This is a genomic window from Pseudooceanicola atlanticus (assembly GCF_000768315.1).
GTDB classification, from domain to species: Bacteria; Pseudomonadota; Alphaproteobacteria; order Rhodobacterales; family Rhodobacteraceae; genus Pseudooceanicola; species Pseudooceanicola atlanticus.
This window is the reverse complement of sequence record NZ_AQQX01000004.1, coordinates 240,424-262,146: the sequence shown is the minus strand read 5'-3', so window position 1 is coordinate 262,146 and position 21,723 is coordinate 240,424. Positions and strand designations below refer to the sequence as shown.

General features: G+C 64.5%; 1 protein-coding gene. It reads left to right on the top strand.

The features are described 5' to 3' along the window. Positions 1 to 284 precede the first annotated feature (284 nt). The gene (locus ATO9_RS12275) at positions 285 to 21,716 is read left to right on the top strand and encodes a matrixin family metalloprotease (protein WP_043749244.1); all 21,432 of its coding nucleotides are present in this window, start codon (positions 285 to 287) and stop codon (positions 21,714 to 21,716) included. The last annotated feature ends 7 nt before the right edge of the window (positions 21,717 to 21,723 follow it).

Genomic DNA, 21,723 nt, shown 5'->3' with positions numbered 1-21,723 from the left:
GGGCGCTTCGCCGGTTAATCGGATCGGCGTTTGTTTGCTGACGCCCCCCAGCCTCACTGACACAAAATGGCCTAGGTCTGGCGGGTGACAAATTGTTGATCGCCGGTTTACGTTACGACACCAGAAGATGAATCGTTCGTTACATACATCTTCGAGGCAAGTTTATTTCATTAGCGTCTTGCAGGGATTTCGATCCGATCGGGGCGCGAGAGCCGAGCATTACGAAGTCCACGGGCGAGCCAAGCCGGTTCGGCCGCGGAACGAAAAATTGCAGGAGTGTAGCCATGCGTGATTTCTCACGTCAGCCAAGCTTTGATTTTCGCGAACCGCAGGGGGGCCAGATCCCCGCAGCCGGAAAGCCGGCGGCGCGAAAACCGGCTGGACAGCCGCTCCTTCGTAGCACAGCGGCCACGGCACTCCTGACCAAGCCCAAGGCGCGGAAACAGGTACAGAAGGCAGAGGTCGAACCTCTGGAGCCGCGGATCCTGCTTTCGGCAGACCTTGCCCCCTTCGCGGTGGCGATGATGGCGGATCAGAACGACCTGACCCTGTCGCTGGATGCCGCCAGCGACATGATCCAGATCCATGACAGTTTCTCGGGCGTGCTGGTGGCCGAAAAGGCCCGGGCCGAAACCTCCTCGGTGGAGATCGAGGGCAGCGAGGGCGATGACGTCCTGCGGATGGACGAGGCCGGAAGCTATATCTTCCCCGACGGTATCTGGTTCGCCGGCAATGGCGGCAACGACCAGATCATCGGCGCGGACGGGATCGACGCGACCTGGATCGTCGACGGGATCGACAGTGGTTCGACCGAAGGCCTGAGCTTTGACAGTGTCGAGACGCTGACCGGCGGCGCCGATAACGAGGATATCTTCCGCCTGCTTTCTGGCGCGCAATCCACCGGCGGGCTGGAAGGCGGCGATGGCGGGTTCGACCTTGTCGAGATCGAGGCCGGCGGCCTTGCGGTCGGGTTCACCCCGACGGCGCCCGATGCGGGTGGCATCACGCTGGGCGGGCTGACGACGCTTTACACAGGGATGGAGCCGATCAACGTGGTCGGCGCGCCCGATATCGTGCTGGATTTCGGCGCGACCGAGGACACGAATATCAGCCTCTCCTACCAGAACACCGTCGGCGCGACCGACAATTTCGTGCTGGACGGGCCGGGGATCGAAACCCACAACCTGGCGATCGACGGGGCGGTGACCTCGGTCACGATCAACCTAGGCGATGGCGCGGACGACATCACCATCGGCGGCGTGTCCGGCACCAACCTGGATGGGTTGTTGCAGGTGAACCTGGGCGCGGGGGACGACACGATCACCCTGGAATCGGGCTATGGCACGATCGGGATCGATGGCGGGGCCGGTGCGGACGAGCTGGTCGTCGCGGTTCCTGCGGCGGGCGGGCTGAACACGACAGAGGTCGTGGGCAACCAGATCACCACGCAGGAATTGCTGTCGACGACCGGTGTCGCGACGCTGGCCGATATCGGCGATTTCACCTCGATCACGGGGGACAGCATCGTGCTGGATGCCTCCAACGTGGTGGCCGCGGTGGACGAGATCTTTGGCACCTTCGCCTCCGTTCTGGAAGAGGCGGGCGATACGCTGGACCTGATCAAGGCGCTGCCATTGGTGGGTGGGTCGAACATCGTTGGCCAGGCCGAGGTGACGCTGGCGCGGGCGCTGGATCTCTATGACACGCTGGACAATGCGCGGGCGCAAATCCTCAAGGAAATCAATGCGCGGCTGGCCGATGGCCTTCAGGTTGGTGAGATCGAGGACGCGATTGCCGCGGCGACCGCCCTGGTCGAGGGCATCGCCCCCGCCGTAATGAGCCGCGTCGCCACGACGGCGGCGGAATTGCTGGGCGAGTTGGGTACCGTGGGCGCCTATTTCAGCTTTGACCTGGAAGCGCTGGTCGAGGATGCCGAGGGCAATGTCGCGACCGAGGTGCAGGCGATCAGCTTTAGCGCCGTGGATGTGTCGAACGAGATCGGCACCGTGGTCGACGGCGTCGCGCTGGACGCGCTTGGTGCGCTGAACGCGCTGGTGTCGGGTGCGATCGGGTCGGGCGATCTGTCCGGGCTGGTGGCGCCGACGATCAATGCCGGGCGACTGGCCTTCCAGGCGGTGACTGAAGAGGTCAAGGAAGTGCGCGTGAAGGCCGGGGACGGCAATGCGCTGAACCTGGCGCATGATCTGCTGGGCTTTGATGCCAGCACCTTCACCACCATCGTGGAAGAGCAGATCCTGAACCGGCTGACCGGGCTGGGCGATCTGGAATTCGGCTTCGACAATGTCGCGCTGACATTGCAGGACGCGACGACCTTTACCTTCGATTTCGACTTCGAGGCGGCGCGGACCACCGGGTTCTCGTTCGATTTCGGCGCGGATGCGGATGCGCAGGGCCTGTCCTTCGACAGCGATGTGCGGCTGGACATGGCCGCGGCCTTCCGGTTCGCCGCCAACCTGACGGTGGATGTGTCCAACCCGGCCGCGGCGTCGTTCAGCGGCACCATCGACGATTTCGACCTGGGCGCCGAGGTCGAGGCGACGGGCATCTCCATCGACGCCAAGGTCGGTGTCGTGCAGGGCTCGGCCGCAGGCGACGTGTTCCTGGACGTGGCGCTGATCGACGATGGCGTGGTGAACTTTGCCAGTGGCGACAGCGCGTCCGACGTGTTGGACGAGCTGGGCTTCGTGCTGGGCGGGTTCGATTACAATTTCAACAACGACACCTTCGTCTTCGAGGCGGCGGGCAACCAGGGTTACGTGGTCGACCTGACGCTGACCGTGTCGGGCAACCTGTTCGGCGGCGGCGCGGCCGCGACGCTGGATATCGACATCAACGGCACGCTCTTCGACGGATCGGCCCCGGATGTCACGTTCTCGGGCGGGTTCGAGCAGGACTTCCTTGATTTCAACAACCTGACCCCGACCGAGATCGTCCGCGCCGTGGCCGATTTCATCCTCTGGCTGGAGGATACGGCGGAAAGCGAATTGCTGTCGGGCATCGACATCCCGTTCCTCGAAGGGGCGCTGGACGATATCGCCCGCATCGGCGAAGTCGTGTCGAACGCGCTGCTGTACGATTACGGCGGGGACGGGGAGAAGGACGGCGACGACCGCCTGGTCACCGACCTGAACAATGCCCTGCTGGCCGCGGGGCTTGATGCGTATCTGCGGTTCGAAGGGTTCGGCACCGGGTTCCGGCTGGACTGGATCGACCCGACGGTCACCAACGTCCAGATCATCGGCGGCAGCAACCTGACGCCGCTGGGCCTGTCGATCAACGACGCGCTGAGCGATGGCATGATCTTTGACGGCTCGGAATCCGCGCTGGATTTCCTGACCGGCAACCTGCTGCTGGGCGGGGCCGCCTTGCAAGCGACGATCCGGGTCACGACCTCGACCGCGCCGGACCCGTTCGATGGCAAGTTCGAATTGCTGGAAGCGGCGCTTGAGGAAAACACCGGCATCGGCGACGACGTCACCAAGCTGATCGACCGGTTCAACGCGCCGACCTTCGACTCGATCCAGGGCTTCCTGGGCCGGTTGAACGATATCGGCGTGCTGGCGGGCGCGTTCAACGATGCGGACCTGTCGGATTTCTACGACGCGGCCTCGGACCAGTTGCTGTACGAGGTGGACCTGGGCGGGACCAACCTGTTCGATGTCGAATTGCCGACGGATTTCGAACTGGACCTGGGCAACCTGCTGAACATCAACTCGACCTCGCGGCTGGTGATCTCCGGCGGTGCGTCGCTTGACCTGGGCCTGGGCTTCGACCTGTCGACCGGGTCGAATGGCGGTGGCCTGCCGGGACCGGCGGGCAACCTTGAGCTCGCGACGCTGCTGGCCGACCTGGGCATCACGCAGAAGACCGAAAAGGCGCTGACCGCGGACGAGGCGCCGGTGGCGCAGACCGACATGTCCTTCACCTTCGTCCTGACCGAGGACGGGGTCGAGACGGACCACGTGGTGACGCTGAGCGATGTCGATCTGAGCAAGGCGACGCTGCTGACCTTCGACGATTTCCAGGCCGATATCCTGGCGCAGATCAACGACGATCTGCCTGCCGGCGTGACGGCCAGCTTTGTCGACGTGGCCCCGCCTGCCGATGCCAATCCACCCATCGAGGAACTGGTGCGGCTGGTCTTCACCTACACGGGTGGTGCTGCCGCGCATACGATGGAAATCGACAGCGATGTCGAGGATTTCGATACCGATCCGGCCAGCGCGATCCTGGGTCTGTGGCAGACCGGATCGACCACCGGCAATACGCTGGAAGCGGCCGAGACGATCCAGCCGTTCAACGCCGCGGGCGTGGTCGGTGAGGATGTCGATATCACCATCGACCTGGATAACGGCGCCAAGACCTACGAGGTGAAGCTGGAGGCCAGTGCGACGCTGTCGGTGCGCAACGGGCAGCTGCTGTCGCTGAATTCCTCGATCGTGAACCTGGTGGCGGACATCAAGGCCGCGCTGCAGACCGCGACTGACCTGAGCGACGATTCCGAGGTCGACCTGTCCTCGGACATCACTGTGGGCTTCCAGGGGTCACGGCTGGTCCTGTCGCTGGCCGAAGGGTCGAGCCATACGGAGATGGAGCTGACCTCGGCCGTGCCGGAACTGGGCTTCAGCACCAACCTGGTGGCGGATTCCGACGACCTGTTGATGACGGTCAAGGATGACGGGCCGGGGGATGATTTCAACATCCGTGTCAGCTTTGACAATGCGACCTCGATTGCCGATGTGCTGGGCGCGATTTCGGATGCGATCGAAGATGCGCTGGGCCTGGCGGCCGGTGCGGTCACCGATGATCCCGGAACCTCGAATTACGCGGTGTTCCTGACGCCGGACGATCCGCTGACCCCGCAGAACGAGGGCGGCAAGAGCATTTCGGTCAAGATCAACGACGCGACCCGGACGCTGATGATGCTGTCGGGCGTGAACGGATCGCCGACGGCAGTGGATCTGGGCCTGATCGGCGTGGATGCGAACCCGCTGAACGAGGATGACAGCCCCGACGGGATCGTGCAGGGCGCGGATATCGGCGGCATCGACCTGGTCGACCGGTTCTTCATCAAGTCCGAACCGGCGATGGGCGCGACGCAGAGCGACCTGGCCTCCATCAACTTCTCGGCCCAGGCCGGGCGGCTGGTCGAGGACCTGCAACTGGCGGGCGACGACATCCTGTTCTCGGCCGCGCTGGACCTGCGCGATTTCGTGTCCGGCTCCATGGACGAGGCGGACTGGGTCGCGATCGAGATCCGCGACGTGGCCGGGATCGCCGCGGGCGAGTATTTCATCAAGGAGGTCGCCACCGGGTCGATCTTCGGCGATGCGGTCGAAGGTGTGCGGATCGTCGCGGCGGGCGACGTGGCCGTCGATGTCGGCACGGCCAACCAGTCGGGCGGCAAGGCCATCGTCAAGAGCGGCATAGATGCCGGCGCATCGCTGGGCTTCGTCGGGGTGGACCTGACGGGCGAGGCGCTGTTCGGGGCAGAGCTGAACCTGGGCTTCAATGCCGGGACGGGCGCACCGGCCGAAGACGGCATCGTCACGCTGGGCGAGGTGATCGACGTGATCGACCGGGCCGGGGACGAGGGGCTGGACGCGCTGTTCGATCTGTTCGTCTTCCCCGAGCTGATCCCGACCGCGGATGTCGATCCGGGCCCGGGTGTGGAGACGCAGTTCGGCCGGGCGAGCCTCGAGCTGTCGCTGGCCGAGGGGTCGTCGGGCTTCGAGGCGATTGCCAATGACCTGCTGGGCGGGTCGAGCGTTTCGGCCTCCATCGACCTGATCGCATTGGGCGATCCGTTCATGAAGACAAGGCTGGACGCGGCGGGCGGCTTTGCCGTGACCGGCGCGGATACTTTCGTCGTGGACAAGGATTTCACCGGGCTGCTGCCCGAGGGGGCCATCGTGCGCTTTGCGCTGGCCGGATCGGATTCCCTCTTCGAGGCCAAGGTGGAATCTGTCGATTTCACCGGTGGCGTGTCGACCGTGGTGCTGGATGACGCGACCTTTGTGTCCGTGGACGGGCCGGAGGTCACGGCGCTGAGCCCCGGCCAGTCGCTGGCCGATTTCGATGACATCACGGTGCGCCCGACGGCCGAAGTGGACCTGCCCGATTTCGGGGCGCTGTCGGATGTGGGCTTTGGCTCTTTCGATCTGGACACGTTGCTGGACGCGCTGGAGATGCTGGCAAGCTTCCTGTCCGAGATGGAAGGCCTTGAATTCATGGATGTCGACATTCCGGTCATCGACCGGTCGCTGTCGGATCTGTTCTCGCTGGCCAGCGATCTGCGCGACTTCATCGACGGGCTGCGCGAGAACCCGGCCGGCAGCCTGCAATTCGTCGAGGATGCGCTGAACGACGCGATCGGGCTGAGTGCCGAGACGCTCGAAGAGGCCTATGACATCGTCTACCAGACCGGCGGCGGCGACGATGCCCCGGACGATGCCTTTGTCATCGGTTACGACACCGATGCGGGCAAGGAGATGCTGACCTTCTCGCTGAATATCGGGGCGGCGTTTTCGGATGCGATCAATGTCGGGCTGTCGGATATCCCGTTCGCGGGCGACATCTTCGAGGATCTGGGCGATCTGGGGCCGATCAACTTCTCCGGTTCTGCGGGGCTGGCGGCGGAGGGCGGGATCTTCCTGTCCATCGGGCTGGGCATCGACCTGGGCGAACTGGCCGGGAATGTCACCGATGGCGACGAGGCCACCGGGGTCCAGGATGCGTTCTACGTGCTTGAGGAAACCGGGCTGGGCGCGCGGATCGAGGCATCGGGTCAGAACCTGGCCTTCAATGCCGGGCTTGGGCCGCTTGCGCTGGCCATCGGCAACAATGGCGGCGATATCGCCGAGATCGCGGTCAGCGCCGGGGCGCAGATCGCATCGGTTGGCGCGGCCTTTACCAACGGGCGGGTCAGCCTGGGCGATCTGACGAATGGCACGACCAGCCTGCTGAGTGCCTTCGAGGTCGACGGCATCAATGCCGGGGCCTATGGCGAGATCTCGGGCCGGTTGCCCGTCTTCTTCCCGACAGACAGCAACCATATCGGCGACATCCTGATCGGTACGACCTATGGCGCCGAGAATGGCGGGATCGGGTCGGAATACGGGGCGCTGGACAGCTTTGCCGAAAACGGGTTGGACGCGCTGACGATCCTGACCGGAGCACCGGGCGAACAGGCGCCCGCAACTACGGATGTGGTCATCGACGTAACCGCGCTGACCGGTTTCCTGGACGGGTTCAACTTTGCCGAGCTGTCGATCTTCGACAATGTCCGGTTGGCGGTCGACGGGTTCGACACGTTCCTGGGCCTGCTGGAAGAGAACATCTTTGGCGAATTGGCCGATCTGAACCTGCCGGTCGTGGGCGAAGGCTTTGGCGATGCGGCCAACTTCATCGGCGACTTCCGCGAAGGGTTCGTGGGCAACCTGCGCCTGGCGCTGGACACGATCGAGGACGCGGCGGACGACTTTGCCGATCCGGACAAGAACATCATCTCGAAGCTGATCTTCGATCTGCTGGGCCCGAACGGGCTGGACCTGCTGAAGGAGCTGGATGTCGCTGACCAGACCGGCCTTGGCGGGGCCGGGGATTACATCCTTCTCAACGCAGATGGGTTCCAGCAGGCGCTGGATACGGGCGATTTCCAACTTGCCGATATCTCGTGGGATTTCGACCTGGGCAGCGATGGCGAGGAAGAGTTGGCGAATGTGCCGCTTGATTTCGACATCGGCATTCCGGGCCTGGGCCTGGAGACCGAGGGCGATCTGCGCTTCTTCATCGAATGGGGCATCCGGCTGGGCTTCGGCCTGTCGGCGCAGAAGGGCTTCTACTTCGATTTCGACGAGGCCGATGGCCAGGACGAGGTTTACTTCAACGCGCGGGCCGAATTGTCCGAGGACACCAACATCACCGGCAAGCTGGGCTTCCTTGGCCTGAGCGCGGACAACCGCGACAGCGGTCTGGGCGCCGGCGCGGGCGCCTGGGAGGGCACCGATACCGGCATTACCGCGGAAGTGGGGCTGGATATCCTGCTGGGCGGGGAATCCGCCGATCAGATCGGCCTGACCGAGCTGGGCGGCATCGGCCTGATGATGGGCATCGACGTGACCGCGGCGGCGGCGCTGGACCTGACGCTGGGCCTGGACGAGGACCTGGTGGGCGACGCGCTGGCCAATGGCTTCCCGTCGATCATCTCGGGCTTCGACTTCCTGTGGAGCTTCAGCGACGAATACAACCTGATCGGCGGCAGCACCGACCAGGCCGACCTGGACGTGGGCATCAAGTACCTGGCCTTTACCGGCGTGGGGCTGGACCTGGGCGAGTTCGTGACCGATGTGCTGGGTCCGATCGTCGACGCGGTGGCGGAATATACCGAGCCGCTTCAACCCTTTATCGACTTCCTGACCGCGCCGATCCCGCTGATCGACATCTTTGGCGTCGACCTGACGATGCTGGACCTGGCCGCGGCCCTGGGTGATTTCGATGCTGGCCTGATCGAGACGCTGGCCGAGGTGATCACCCTGATCAACGACATCGCCGCCCTGCGCGACGAGCCGGGCGTTCTGAACCTTGTGATCCCGGTGGGCGATTTCGTAATCTTCGACCAGATCGGCGGCACCGCGACCGACAACCCGTTCGCCGACGGGTTCAGCGGGCTGGATCTGTTCAATGAACGCAGCGAGGACCAGAGCTTCATCGACGATGCGACGGCCTTCTTCAACAACGAGCTGGCCTCCGCGGCCTCGACCAGTGGCGACAAGAATTCCGACGCAGCGAAGACGGTGACCAAGCTGAAGGCGGGCGGGGCGTTCGATTTCCCGATCATCAACAAGCCCGAACAGATCTTCGGCCTGCTGATGGGCAATCCGGCGACGCTGATCACCTTCGATCTGGACCCGCTGATCGTCGGCTTCGAACAGAACTTCTTCTTCTCGATCTTCGGGCCGCTGGGCGTGTCGCTGGGGCTGGTGATCGAATTCAGCGCGGACTTTGCCTTCGGCTATGACACGCAGGGCATTTCGGACTTCGTGGACACCGATTTCCGCAATCCGCTGCTGCTGTTCAACGGCCTGTTCATTTCGGATACCGAGAACCCGGACGGCACCGGCGCCGACGTGCCGGAACTGCGCTTCCTGGGCGGTGTGACCGCCGCGGCGGAGCTGAACCTCGGGATTGCGCGGGCCGGTGTGGCCGGGGGTCTGTTCATCGAGATCCTGTTCGACCTGTTTGATCCGGACAATGACGGCAAGGTTCGGATCAGCGAGCTTGCCTCGAATTTCGAGAACCAGCTGCGCGCGCCGGGCGACGGCGAGAAGCTGTTGGCCCCGCTGGCAATTTTCGATGTCACGGGCGAGATCTTTGCCCGGCTCTTCGCCTTCCTCAAGATCGATTTCGGCCTGTTTGAGATCGACAAGGAATTCGACCTGGTCGACCCGATCACGATCCTCGACTTCGAGATCGACTTCTTCCGCCCGCCTGTCGTGGCCTCCGAAGCCAGCACCGGCGACCTGATCATCAATATCGGCGACTTTGCAGAGCAGCGCCTGCTGGGCAATGCCACCGATTTCGGCGAAACGGTCTATATCGAGAAGAACGGCGGCCTGTCGAACGGCGAATACACCGTCGACGTCTATACCGATCCCAACGGGTTCGGAGCGGACAGCCCGACCTCGTCCAACAAGTTCTCCTACAAGGTGAAGGCGGGTCAGGCGATCGTCGTGCGCGGTGGTGCGGGCGATGACGAGATCAACTTCATCGGCTGGAACGGCGACGAGGTGCTGTTCGATGTCGAGGGCGGAATAGGCAACGATATCATCGCCTTCACCGGCGGTGGCACCGGGTCCAACACGACGTTCAACCGCCTGATCGGCGGGCTGGGCGACGACACGATCACCGGCTCTGGCGGGCGCGACCTGGTCGAGGGCGGGGCCGGCAACGATTCCGTCGATGGCGGCGCGGGCGAAGACCTTGTTCTGGGCGACCAAGTGGAGTTCTACCCGGGCGTTCTGAAGATCGACCTGCTGGGCAATGCGGGCCGTGACACGGTCGCAGGCGGCGCGGGTGACGACATCGTCATCGGCGGCGGCGGCCAGGACAGCGTACTGGGCGGGGCGGGGCATGACCTGATCCTGTCCGATGGCGGCGAGATCCGGTTCATCGACCCGACCGGCCAGAAGATCCTGTCCAACGTGCTGGCGCTGCATGAAGGCGGCGTGAGCAAGACCGACAAGCTGAACGAGGGCGAGAAGGACACGATCGACGGCGGCGACGGCAACGACGTGATCTTTGCCTCGGGCGGCAATGACGACATCACGGCGGGCGCCGGGGCCGATGCGGTCTTTGGCGGGGCCGGGTTCGACACGATCGACGGCGGCACGGGGGCCGACCTTCTGCTGGGCGATATCGGGGGCATCCTGGAATCGCTGCTGAACGCGCCCGCCGATGACCTGCTGAGCAACATGAGCGCGCTGAACAATTCCAGCGACATCGTGCAGCTGGCGCGGCGGATCGCGCTGGCCTCGGGCGGGGCGGGTGACGTGATCACCGGCGGCGCCGACAACGACCTGATCTTCGGCCAGGAAGGCAATGACGATGTCGATGCCGGGGCCGGGGACGACCTGGTCTACCTGGGCGCGGGCGCGGATACCGCGATCGGCGGCACGGGCAACGATACCCTGCTGGGCGAAGGCCAGTCCGACAGCCTGCGCGGCGGCGACGACAATGACGTGCTGGACGGCGGCACGGGAGCGGACACCGCGTTCGGCGAGGCCGGGGCGGATGTCATCATCTCGGCCCAGGGGGCGGATTCCGTCAATGGCGGCGAGGGGGCAGACACCTACCGCGTCAACCTGTCCGGCGGCACGACAGAATCCCTGATCGAGATTTCCGATGGCGGGCTGAACGACAGCGATGTCGACGTGCTGGAGGTCAACGGCACCGACCGGGCCGACCACATCCTGATGCGCGCGAATGTCAGCCTGAACAACGCCTTCATCGCCAACCTGAACGGGCCGTTCAACGTCGAGCGGATCAATTACGATGGCACGCTTGAGCGGATCATCGTTTCGGGCGGCGCGGGCGACGACGTGTTTGCCAGCGATGACACAGCGGCCGAGATCACGGTCTACGGCGACAGCGGCAATGACAGTTTCCAGATCGGTCAGCTGTTCCGCGAGTCGCGCTTCGTGAACGAGGAAATCCACGGCATCCCGACCGGCATCGCGGAGGACGATTTCTTCCTCACCATCGAGGTGACGCGCGGCTGGCTGTCCAACGGGATCAGCTTCCCGATGACGATCAATGGCGGGATCGGCGATGACAGCTTTACCGTCTATCACAACAAGGCCGTTCTGAGCCTGAACGGCGAGGCGGGCGACGACATCTTCGAGGTGCGCGCCTTTGCCCTGGTCGGCAGCCAGGAACCGCAGCGCGAACGCACCGACCTGACCGGTGGCGACGGGGCCGACCTGGTTCGCTACGCGGTGAATGCGCCGGTGAACATCAATGGCGGCGACGGGTTCGACACGCTGATCGTGATCGGCACGGAATTCGGCGACGATTTCGTCATCACCGATGACGGTGTCTTTGGCGCCGGGCTGAACGTCAATTTCGTCAATATCGAGAGCCTGCGGATCGACGGGGCGGAAGGCAATGACCGCTTCTTCCTGCAATCCACGCTGGAATCCGTCCTGACCGAGCTGTTCGGCGGGCTGGGCGACGACACGTTCTTTACCAGCGGGGAAACCCCGCCGGTCGTGTCCAACGATTTCCGCGGCCATTCCGGCATCATAACCCACGAGATGACCGCAGGTGGCGATGCACGCTATGACGGGCAGACGGTGTTCGGCATCTCGGCCAACGTGGCCGATGACGACACGCCCTTCGCCATCCTGACCGAAACCCAGGGGTCGACCATCGTGACCGAGGGTGACGCGACCGGCGACACCTACACGGTGCGCCTGACCCGGCAGCCGACAGAGGACGTCTTCGTCACCGTCGGGGCCCCGCTGCCCAGCCCGAGCGCGCGCCAGCAGGGGATCTATGCCTTCCGCGTCGCCTCGACCGAACTGGATGCGGAAACCCGCCTCGACGGGTCCTCGGTCGTGCTGAAATTCACCTCTGCCAACTGGGCCACGGCCCAGGAAGTGCAGGTGATCGCCGATGGCGTGATGAACGACTACCCCGGCGGGCTGTTCACGCGGCAGGACATCGCGGGCGACACCTTCTCGGATCCCGAGAATTTCGACTTCGACGACGATGCCTTTGAAGGGCCGACCAATGCGGTGATCACGCACACGTTCTCCTCCGGGCAGACGGTGCAGGGGCGTGAGGTGGATGGCGACCTGATCTCGGTCGACAATGCCAATGCTGAGATGACGATCGCCAAGCTGGGCATCGCGCAGGACGCATTGCTGGGCAAAGCGCTGTCGATCGTTGAGGGCGAAAGCTTTGGTGATTACCGCTTCATCGTCGGCGTGGTCGACAATGGCGCAAGCTACACGCTGACGCTGAACAAGCCCTGGGACGACGGCAAGGTGCCGACCGTGGGGGGCACCGAAAACACCGTCTTCAACATCCGTCTGGATGACTCGATCACCGGCACGCATAACAGCTCTGACGAGATGAAGGCCGAGGAGATCTTTGACGATCGCACGATCTTCACCGGTAATGCAGCCGATGGCAGCCTGATCGATTTCGAGAGCGTTTACGGTGACTTGACCGGCTTCACGCTGCAGATCATCGGCGGCACCGGCGCGGGTCAGGAGATGCTGATCCTGGATACCGATGGCACGGAGCTGACCCTGAACAGCATCTGGTCGATCGACCCGGACTCGGACTCCGTCTTCCGCATCGCGCGCTATGACGGGCTGAACAGCCAGGTGGTCGAGGTCCTGGTGAACGACAACGACATGCCTGGCCTGATCATCGACCAGACCGACGAGCTGGACGGATCCGGCGCGGTCGATGGCAGCAACAACAACGAGACGATCACCGCGGTGATCGAGGGCGCGGATGGCGATCAGGATGGCGAGGGCGATGTGCTGACCCTGTCGCTGTCGCAGCCGCTGACCGGCGGGCAGAGCCTGACGCTGGACCTGGAATACGACGCGACGCAGGTCAAGGTCGTGGCGGCGGGCGAGGGCCCGACTGGCACGTCGCTGACGTCGCTGGATTACGATTCCGGCACGCTGACCCACCTGGTCGAGGTTTGGGCGGTCGATGACCAGCTGCGCGAGGGTGCGCATACGGCCAAGATCGACTTCTCCTTCTCGAACTTCTCGGGCATAGCCGCGTCCTTCTCGGACAGCGAGACTCTGACGCTGGATATTGACGCGACCAACCCGCAGAGCTCGGTCGGGCTGACCTATCGCCCGGATGCGATCACCTCGGTCACGCTGGATGGCGTGACGCTGACCGAAGGCGTGGATTTCGAGCTGATCGAGGGGTCGAACCAGATCCTGTTCTATGACGGCGACGATATCGTCGAGGTCTCGGGCATCGTCGAGATCGAGTATGATTATTCACAGATCACCTACCAGGAGGCCTTTGGCGGGTCCGTGCTGGTGCGGATTGCCGATGACGACGCGCCGACCCTGCTGGTCCGCGAGACCCAGGGCCGCACCGATGTGATCGAGGGCGGGGCGACCGACAGCTACGAGCTGCGCCTGACCTCGGCGCCGGTGGCGGGTACGGTCGACATCAATGTCAGCGAGATCATCACCAAGACGACCAAGACGGGCGGCATCCGCTTCGACAATATCCAGGTCGAGGTCTTCGCGGTCATCCAGGGCACCGACCTCTATGTCGGTGCGTCGATGGATGCGCTGAAGTCGCAGGCGATGGATGACAGCGGCAACCTGCTGTTCGACGAGGCCGGCAATCCGGTGATGGAATTCACCATCTCCTTCGACGACACCAACTGGGATACCCCGGTGCAGGTGTTCGTCCGTGCGGTCGACGATGCGGTGGTCGATGGCGACGACACCCAGGTCTTTGCGCCGGGGCCGGCCACTTTGGCGGGCATCCTTGGTCCGGTCGTGACCAACGGGGCCGGCGGCAACGGGTCGCTCTTTGGCCTGGCCGACCCGCTGATGCTGCCGGGCGAGATCAACGTGAAGGCCCCGGTGGGCGAGTTCGGTGAGGCGGATATCGACAATTCCGACAGCGCGCCTGCGCTGACGATCAGCCGCAGCGACCTGACAGCGGAGGTCATGATCGACCTGCGCCTGCGCGCCAATCCCGATGACCTGGAGCCCGGCGATGCCGGCTATCCGGGCGGGGCGGCCACGGATGCGGAGATCGAGGCGCTGGTCGGCAAGACGCTGGAAATCACCCGCGCGCCGGCAGCCCCGGAAGCGGTGGACCAGTTCCGCCTGATCACCGCCGTGTCGATCGACGACGGAGCGGGCACGGTGACCTTCCAGCTGAATGCGCCTTACGACCTGTCCCCGGTCGGGGAGCAGCAGCTTACGCAGAGCTTCAACCCGCTGGACGCGGTCAACGATCCCAAAAATGCCGGGCATCCGGCGCCTGAGGATACACCGGAAACCAGCCTGGACGATCTGGTGAACCGCTATGCGATCACCTCGGAAAGCCTGAACTTCTTTGTCAACGAGCTGGTGTCGGTCGACGTGCTGTTCGTCAAGGACGATGACAGCCCGGCGGACAGCAGCGGCACTCTGACCTCGAACCGGTTGTTCGGGTTCAACATGGGCCCCGACACAGTCATCGGCGAACGCGCCCGCCAAGGTGGCATCACCTTTGGCGAGCTCGAGGTTCTCGATATCACCCTGGGCTCCGGCTACAACGATCTGAAGGTGATCGGCACGCCGACGCGGTCGGATGGCTACGAGACCCGCACGATCATCCGCACGGGCACCGAGGTGCCGGTGGATGCCACGCTTCTGCCCGACAACCCGCTGGTCGGGGCGCCGGTGGGCGACACGGTCACGGTGAACCTGATCGCCAACGATCTGCCCATGCGCGACGGCAATGTCGTGTCGATCGAGAACCCGGGGCCGGGCAACGGTTTCGAGACGATCTTCGACATGGGCACCGATCTGGGTGAGGAAGACGATTTCTACCTGGGCCAGAAGCTGATCATCACCATCGAAGCCGATGGCGCGACGCAGGAGATCGAGCGCTGGATCGCCGGCTCTGCAGGGACGGAGCTGGAACTGGAAGACCCGGTCGAGTTCGAGGCCGGAACCGTGGCCACCGGTTGGCGCATCATCGACCCCGCTGACGGCGCTCTCTCCGTCGACCTCCAGGGTGGGGACGATCAACTGACCGCCACCGGTGACCGCGGTCTGGTCGTCTTCGGCGGCACGGGGTCGGACACGATCACCACCGCCGCGGGCGATGACATCGTCTTTGGCGACCTGGGCCGTGTCGATTACTTCAACGCGATTTCCTTCCTGCTGGACGGTGACATGGAGCCGACGCCGGTCAACCTGTTCGGTGGCTTCGGGTCCATCGTGACGCGACTGGGTGTGGCGCCGGAGGCCTTCCTGGGCTTCGTCGACGACCAGTTCGACGTGCGCACGAATATCGACACCGACCAGAACATCTTCCCGGTGGCGGACCTGTCCGACGGCACGGTGTTCGATCCCTACGAAACCGGCGATATCGGGCTGAAGGGCCTGTTTGTGGACATCAACGACGGGACCGGGTTCGAAACCCCGGTGATGCTGATCACCGACAACAACAACGAGGTGCTGGAGGTGCTGCCGCCGCTGGCCGTGGATCTGGACGCGACCAGCAAGTTCCGCATTTCCTCCTTGCCGGAGGACCAGGCGGACGGGTTCAGCTGGCAGGCCGGCCTGATCCTGGCGATTGCCGGGGCCGGGGGTGACGATGTCATCGATACCGGCGCAGGCGACGATACGGTCATGGGCGGCGAGGGGGATGACGACATCACCCTGGGCGCGGGCGACGATATCGGGTTTGGCGACCTAGGCATGGTGCGCAACGCCTTCCTGGGCGGTGTCGATCCGGCGCCGAGCGTGCCGGGCCAGGTGGTTCCGACCTTCCGCGATGGCATCTTTGCCATCCAGATCGGCACCGGTGGCAACGACACGATTGCCGGCGATGACGGCGATGACCTGATCATCGGCGGCGCGGGCACCGACGAGATCTCGGGCGGGGCGGGCGATGACCTGATCCTGGGGGATGTGGGCTTTGTCGATTACACCGATGGCATCATCGGCGCGGTCGAAACCTACCGGAGTGAGGGCGCGGCCGACCTGATCGAGGGCGATACCGGCAGCGACACGATCTTGGGCGGCCTGGGCGGCGACCAGATCGCCGGGCGCGACTTCGGCGAGATCGGTTCCGATGCCGATGGTGGCGACCTGATCCTGGGTGACCATGGCCGGATCGATTATGCCTTCGACGACAGCGACGCGCCGCTCCGGTCGTCGATCGAGCGGATCGAGGGTGTGCTGGAAGACATCGATGGCGCCGACACGATCGAGGGCAATGCCGGGGCCGACACCATCGTTGGCGGGTCGGATGCCGACCTGATCGACGGCGACGGCCGCTTCAGCGGCGGGCTTGATTTCGGCGACCTGATCTTCGGTGACACGGCCGAGATCGACTTTGCCGTGACCGCGGGCGCGGTGTCCCTGCTGAGCCGCGTGGCAACCCGCGAGGTCAGCGTGGCCACGGGTGGCAACGACACGATCCATGGCCATGCCGGTGGCGACACGATCTTTGGTGGTGTCGGGTCGGACGAGCTTCGCGGTGATGCCGATACGGTGGTTGGCGCCGTGGATGGCGACGACCGCATCGTCGGCGACAATGGCGAACTGATCTATGACACCGATGGGGTTACGATCGCCGAGCTTCGCAGCTTTGAAGATACGTTGGGCGATGTCGACACGATCACCGGCAATGCCGGGTCGGACTGGATCATCGGCAGCTATGGCGGCGACCTGATCCACGGCAATAACGAGGGCGACGATCAGACCGCTATCGACGGGGCGGATATCGTCCTGGGCGACAATGCCGAGATCATCCTGTCGGGCGGTGCGCTGTCCGAGGTCCGCAGCCTGGATACCGACCAGCCGCTCTTCGATGCGGATGACACGATCACCGGCGATGCGGGTGGCGATATCATCCTGGGCGGCCTGGGCGCCGACCTGATCCGTGGCGATCACAGCCTGGGCACGGATTCCGCCGAGGATGGCGGCGACACGATCCTGGGCGACAATGGTGAGCTGCTGTGGGGCGTCGACGGGTTCGAGACCGTGGTGCGCACTATCGCCTTCACCGCCGGATCCTCGACCGAGGAGCGGGGGGACAGCGATACGATCTCCGGCAATACCGGCAACGACCTGATCCTGGGCGGCACCGGCGGCGACCTGATCCTTGGTGGCACGCAGAACGACACGGTGCTGGGCGACCACGGCTATGCCGGGGTGCTGGGCGGCCAGGTGCAGTTCCTGTCGATCCGCCAGAATGCGGGCGGTGTCGATGACACCAATGCCTTCGGCGGCGACGACACGATCTTTGGCGACGAGCACGAGGATGTGCTGATCGGCGGCTTTGGCGCGGACGTGATCGACGGCGACAATGCCGAGGGTCGCGACGATGCACAGGCAGGGCTTGCGGGCCGCGACCTGATCTTCGGCGACAACGTGGAGCTGGATCGTCGGGGCGCCTTCCTGGGCGACTTCACCGATCCGCGCTACACGCAGCTGCAGGACGGGCGCCTTTACAGCGTCGATGCGGGCGAGATGTCCACCGGCGACGCGGTCGAGGGCATCCTGCTGATCACTGGCACGCCCTTTGCCAATCCCGATGGCACGGCGGTCTGGAGCGATTACGAGATCGAGCTGCTGGACCACGATCAGAATGGGGCCGATAACGGCCTTTACGGGGACGATTACATTGCCGGCGGCGCGGCGCAGGACAGCATCTTCGGCCAGCTGGGCGATGACGTGATCCAGGGCGATGGCGGCGTGCAGGGCGTGTTCTCGCAGGCCGGCTACCTTGGCACGGCGCTGCTGGATGTCGACCGGATGCTGGCCGACGGGATCAATTCGGATGGCGTTTATGCCTTCCGCGATGCCGATGGCGTGCTGCAGGTCAATGCCAGCTTCGAGACGATCTACGACGATGACGATTACATCGAGGGCAATGGCGGCGACGACGTGATCTTTGGCGGTCTGGGCCAGGATGACATCGTGGGCGACAATTCCTCGCTGTTCAGCTTGGACGCGACCGAGCGGTTCGGCCTGCTCGTCGGCGGCGTCGATCTGGGCACCGGGTCGGACATGATCCTGGGTGGCTCTGGCCAGCGGATCGAGCGTCACGAATATACCGAGGCGCCGTCGGGCGTGGCCGGTGAGGTGACCGACATCCTGGTCGAGGATCGCCATTCCCGCGATGCGGACATGGTGATGGGCGACAATGGCGACATCTACCGCATCCTGGGCGATACCGGTCAGTACATGGCCTTCACCTACGACGCGATGGACGACGTGGCGTCCGAACATTACGGCGTGGGCGAGCTGTCGCGCGGCAGCGACCGGATCGTGATCCGCGGCGCGTCCCTGCTGGATTACACCGAGGGCGGCGATGCCTTTGGCGGGCCGAGCCATGGTGCGGCGGATGAAATCCACGCGGAAGGCGGCGATGACAGCGTCTACGGCCAGGTCGGGGACGACGCGATCTTTGGCGATGCGGATGACGACGACATCATCGGCGGCCTGGGCAATGACTGGATTTCCGGCGGCACGGGGCTGGACGGGGTGATCGGCAGCGATGGCCGCATCTATACCTCGCGCAACCTGGCCACCGGCGTCGCGGCCGAATCCGAGACGATCTACGGCATCGATTATGTCGATGTGAACCAGGTGATCTCGACCCCCGGGAACATCCAGCAATCGACCATCCACCTGGAAGGCTACCTGAAGAAGACCGTCGACCTGACGCCCTTCTTCCCGCAGGCCGAGGGCGATGTGCCGGGGCTGGTGGACCGGGTGAACAATTCGGCCGACGTGGACAACGACGACAACGACATCATCTTTGGCGGCCTTGGCAGCGACTCGTTGCATGGCGGCTACGGCTCCGACGCGATTTCGGGCGCCGAGGCGATGCGGTACTTCGTCGGTGGCCTGCCGCTGCCCTACACGTTCGACAATCCGGGCAATCCGGGCGACATCCTGGCCTATGGGCAGGGCGATCAGCGTCCGAACGAGTTCGCGGCCTATGACGAGTTCAACCCGCGGCCCGAGGTCTGGATCGACCCGGTGACCTTCGAATTCGTCGATCCGTCGACGCCGGGGGCGGTGCCCTTCGTGCTGAACTTCGACCCGAATGACGGCGCGGCAACCGATCCGATCATCGGGGACGGTCCGGCGACGGCATCGGATGGCGATGACGTGATCTTTGGCGATCTGGGCCATGACTGGCTGGTGGGCGGCACCGGGCGCGACCATATCTATGGCGGCTTCGGCGACGACCTGCTGAACGCGGATGACGATCATGACGCGGGCGGGGCGAACGACACGCCGGATACCGCGAATTCCTATGCCGATATCGCCTTTGGCGGCGGCGGACGGGATATCCTGATCGGCAATACCGGCGGCGACCGCCTGATCGACTGGGTGGGCGAGTTCAACTCCTACCTGGTGCCCTTCGCGCCCTTCGGTGCCTTCACGATCAGCCGCAACGTGCAGCCGCAGATCTTCGACTACCTCTATGATCTGTCCGAGGCCGATGGCGCTGACACGACGCGGGTCGTCGATGGCGCGGCATCGCGCAATGGCGAACCCTATGGCGAGATCGGCGCGGTCAAGCAGCAGGATGCCTTCTGGCAGGATCAGACCGGTGCGCCGGACGATCCGCAGCCGGGCAACATCGCGGGCGGCAAGCGTGACGTGATGGAGGCCGAGAGCTTCAACGGGGCGGATGCGCTGGTGGGGCTGGCGGCGGATAGCGGCACCTGGTCCACCGAAGGTGGCAAGGCCACGATCGCCCCCGAAGCGGTCGGCATGGACGGCGTGAGCGTCTACCATGTCTCGGATTACCTGCCGACCTACTTCGAGATCACCGCCTCGATGGCGGCGGCGAAGGACAAGGGTGGCTACGACTCGAACGCCTTCCTGATCTTCGACTACCAGTCGCCGGACGATTTCAAGTTCGCGGGCATCAACCCCGACACCAACAAGATCCAGATCGGTCACCGTGCGGAATGGGGCTGGCAGGTCGACGTCCAGTCCAACATGAAGCTCTGGGCCGACACGTTCTACGACGTGCTGGTGGCGGTGAACGGCACGACCGTGACGCTGCTGGTCGATGGCAAGAAGGCCGTGTCCCACACGTTCGATCCGCGGATCGTGGATGGCCTGCCGCAGGGCCTGAATGCCGGAATGGTCGGGGCGGGGTCGGATAACTCCTTCACCACGCTCGACAACCTGACGGTTCAGGTGCTGCCGCCCGAGCTTAGCTTTGAAAAGCTGGAGGATTTCGAGGACGGCAGTGCCGATGCCTTCACCGGCGTGACCGAGGGCAGCTGGGCCGTCGCGGGCGGCGCCTATGGCACGGATGCTACCGGGGGCTTCGCGTTGTCGACGGTCGATCTGGCCGCCGATGCGGGCTATGCCGCCGGGGCGTTCTCGCTGTCGGACAATGCCAAGCTGCGGCTGAGCGCCGAGGTGCAGACCGGGGCGCAGGGCGGGATCGTCTTCGACCTCGTATCGGCCGACCGGTTCAAGTTCGTGATGCTGAATGCCCAGACCGACCAGGTCGAGATCGGGCATTACGAGGGCAATGGCCGCTGGGTCGTGGATCACGCCACCACGGTGTCGACCGGGATCGAGGCGGGTACGGATTACGAGCTGACGCTGCTGATCTCCGGCTCCACCGTATCGGCCAGCGTGGACGGGGTGCTTTACGGCTCCCACGCGTTCAACGCGGTCGGTGTCGACGGCCAGAGCGGGCTGATCGCCAAGGCCGGTGCTGCGTCCTTCGACAGCTTCAAGCTGGAGACCGATGACGCCCGGGTCGCCGTGGAAATCGTTGAGGCGCTGCGCGGCGGCGAAGTCGGTGATGGCGCCGAGGCGCTGGAGATGGAAGACGCCCAGGCCCTGATGGACGAGGCGATCCGCCGGCTGGCCATGACCATGGACCTGTCGCGGTCGCAGATCAGGGATCTGGAAGCGATCGACCTGGCGATCGGCGATCTGCAGGGCGATACCCTGGCCACCTATGGCGAGGGCCTGATCACCCTGGATATCGACGGGGCCGGCCTGGGCTATTTCCTCGATGAAACCGCGCAGGCGGACGAGGAATTCGATGCCGAGGGCGAGGCCGAGGCGGGCAGCGAGGCGGAGGGCAAGTACGATCTGCTCACCATCCTCATGCACGAGCTGGGCCACGCACTGGACATGGATCACTCCATGGATGACGGCGACCTGATGAGCGGCTTCCTTGATCCGTCGCAGCGCCTGGGTCTCTTCCAGCCGGCCAATACCGATGCGGAGCCGCAATCCGGCCAGACGCAGGATGACACAAGCCAGAACACCTATTACGATCCGAGGGTGGATGGCATGGTCACCGAGGACGAAGCCATGCTGCTCGACTCTGTGGAGGACGTGGAGCCGGAGGAAACGCAGACCACCAGTCCCGGCAAGGGCAATGGCAAGGGCCGCGTGAAATGGGCGGCTGAATAGTCATAGT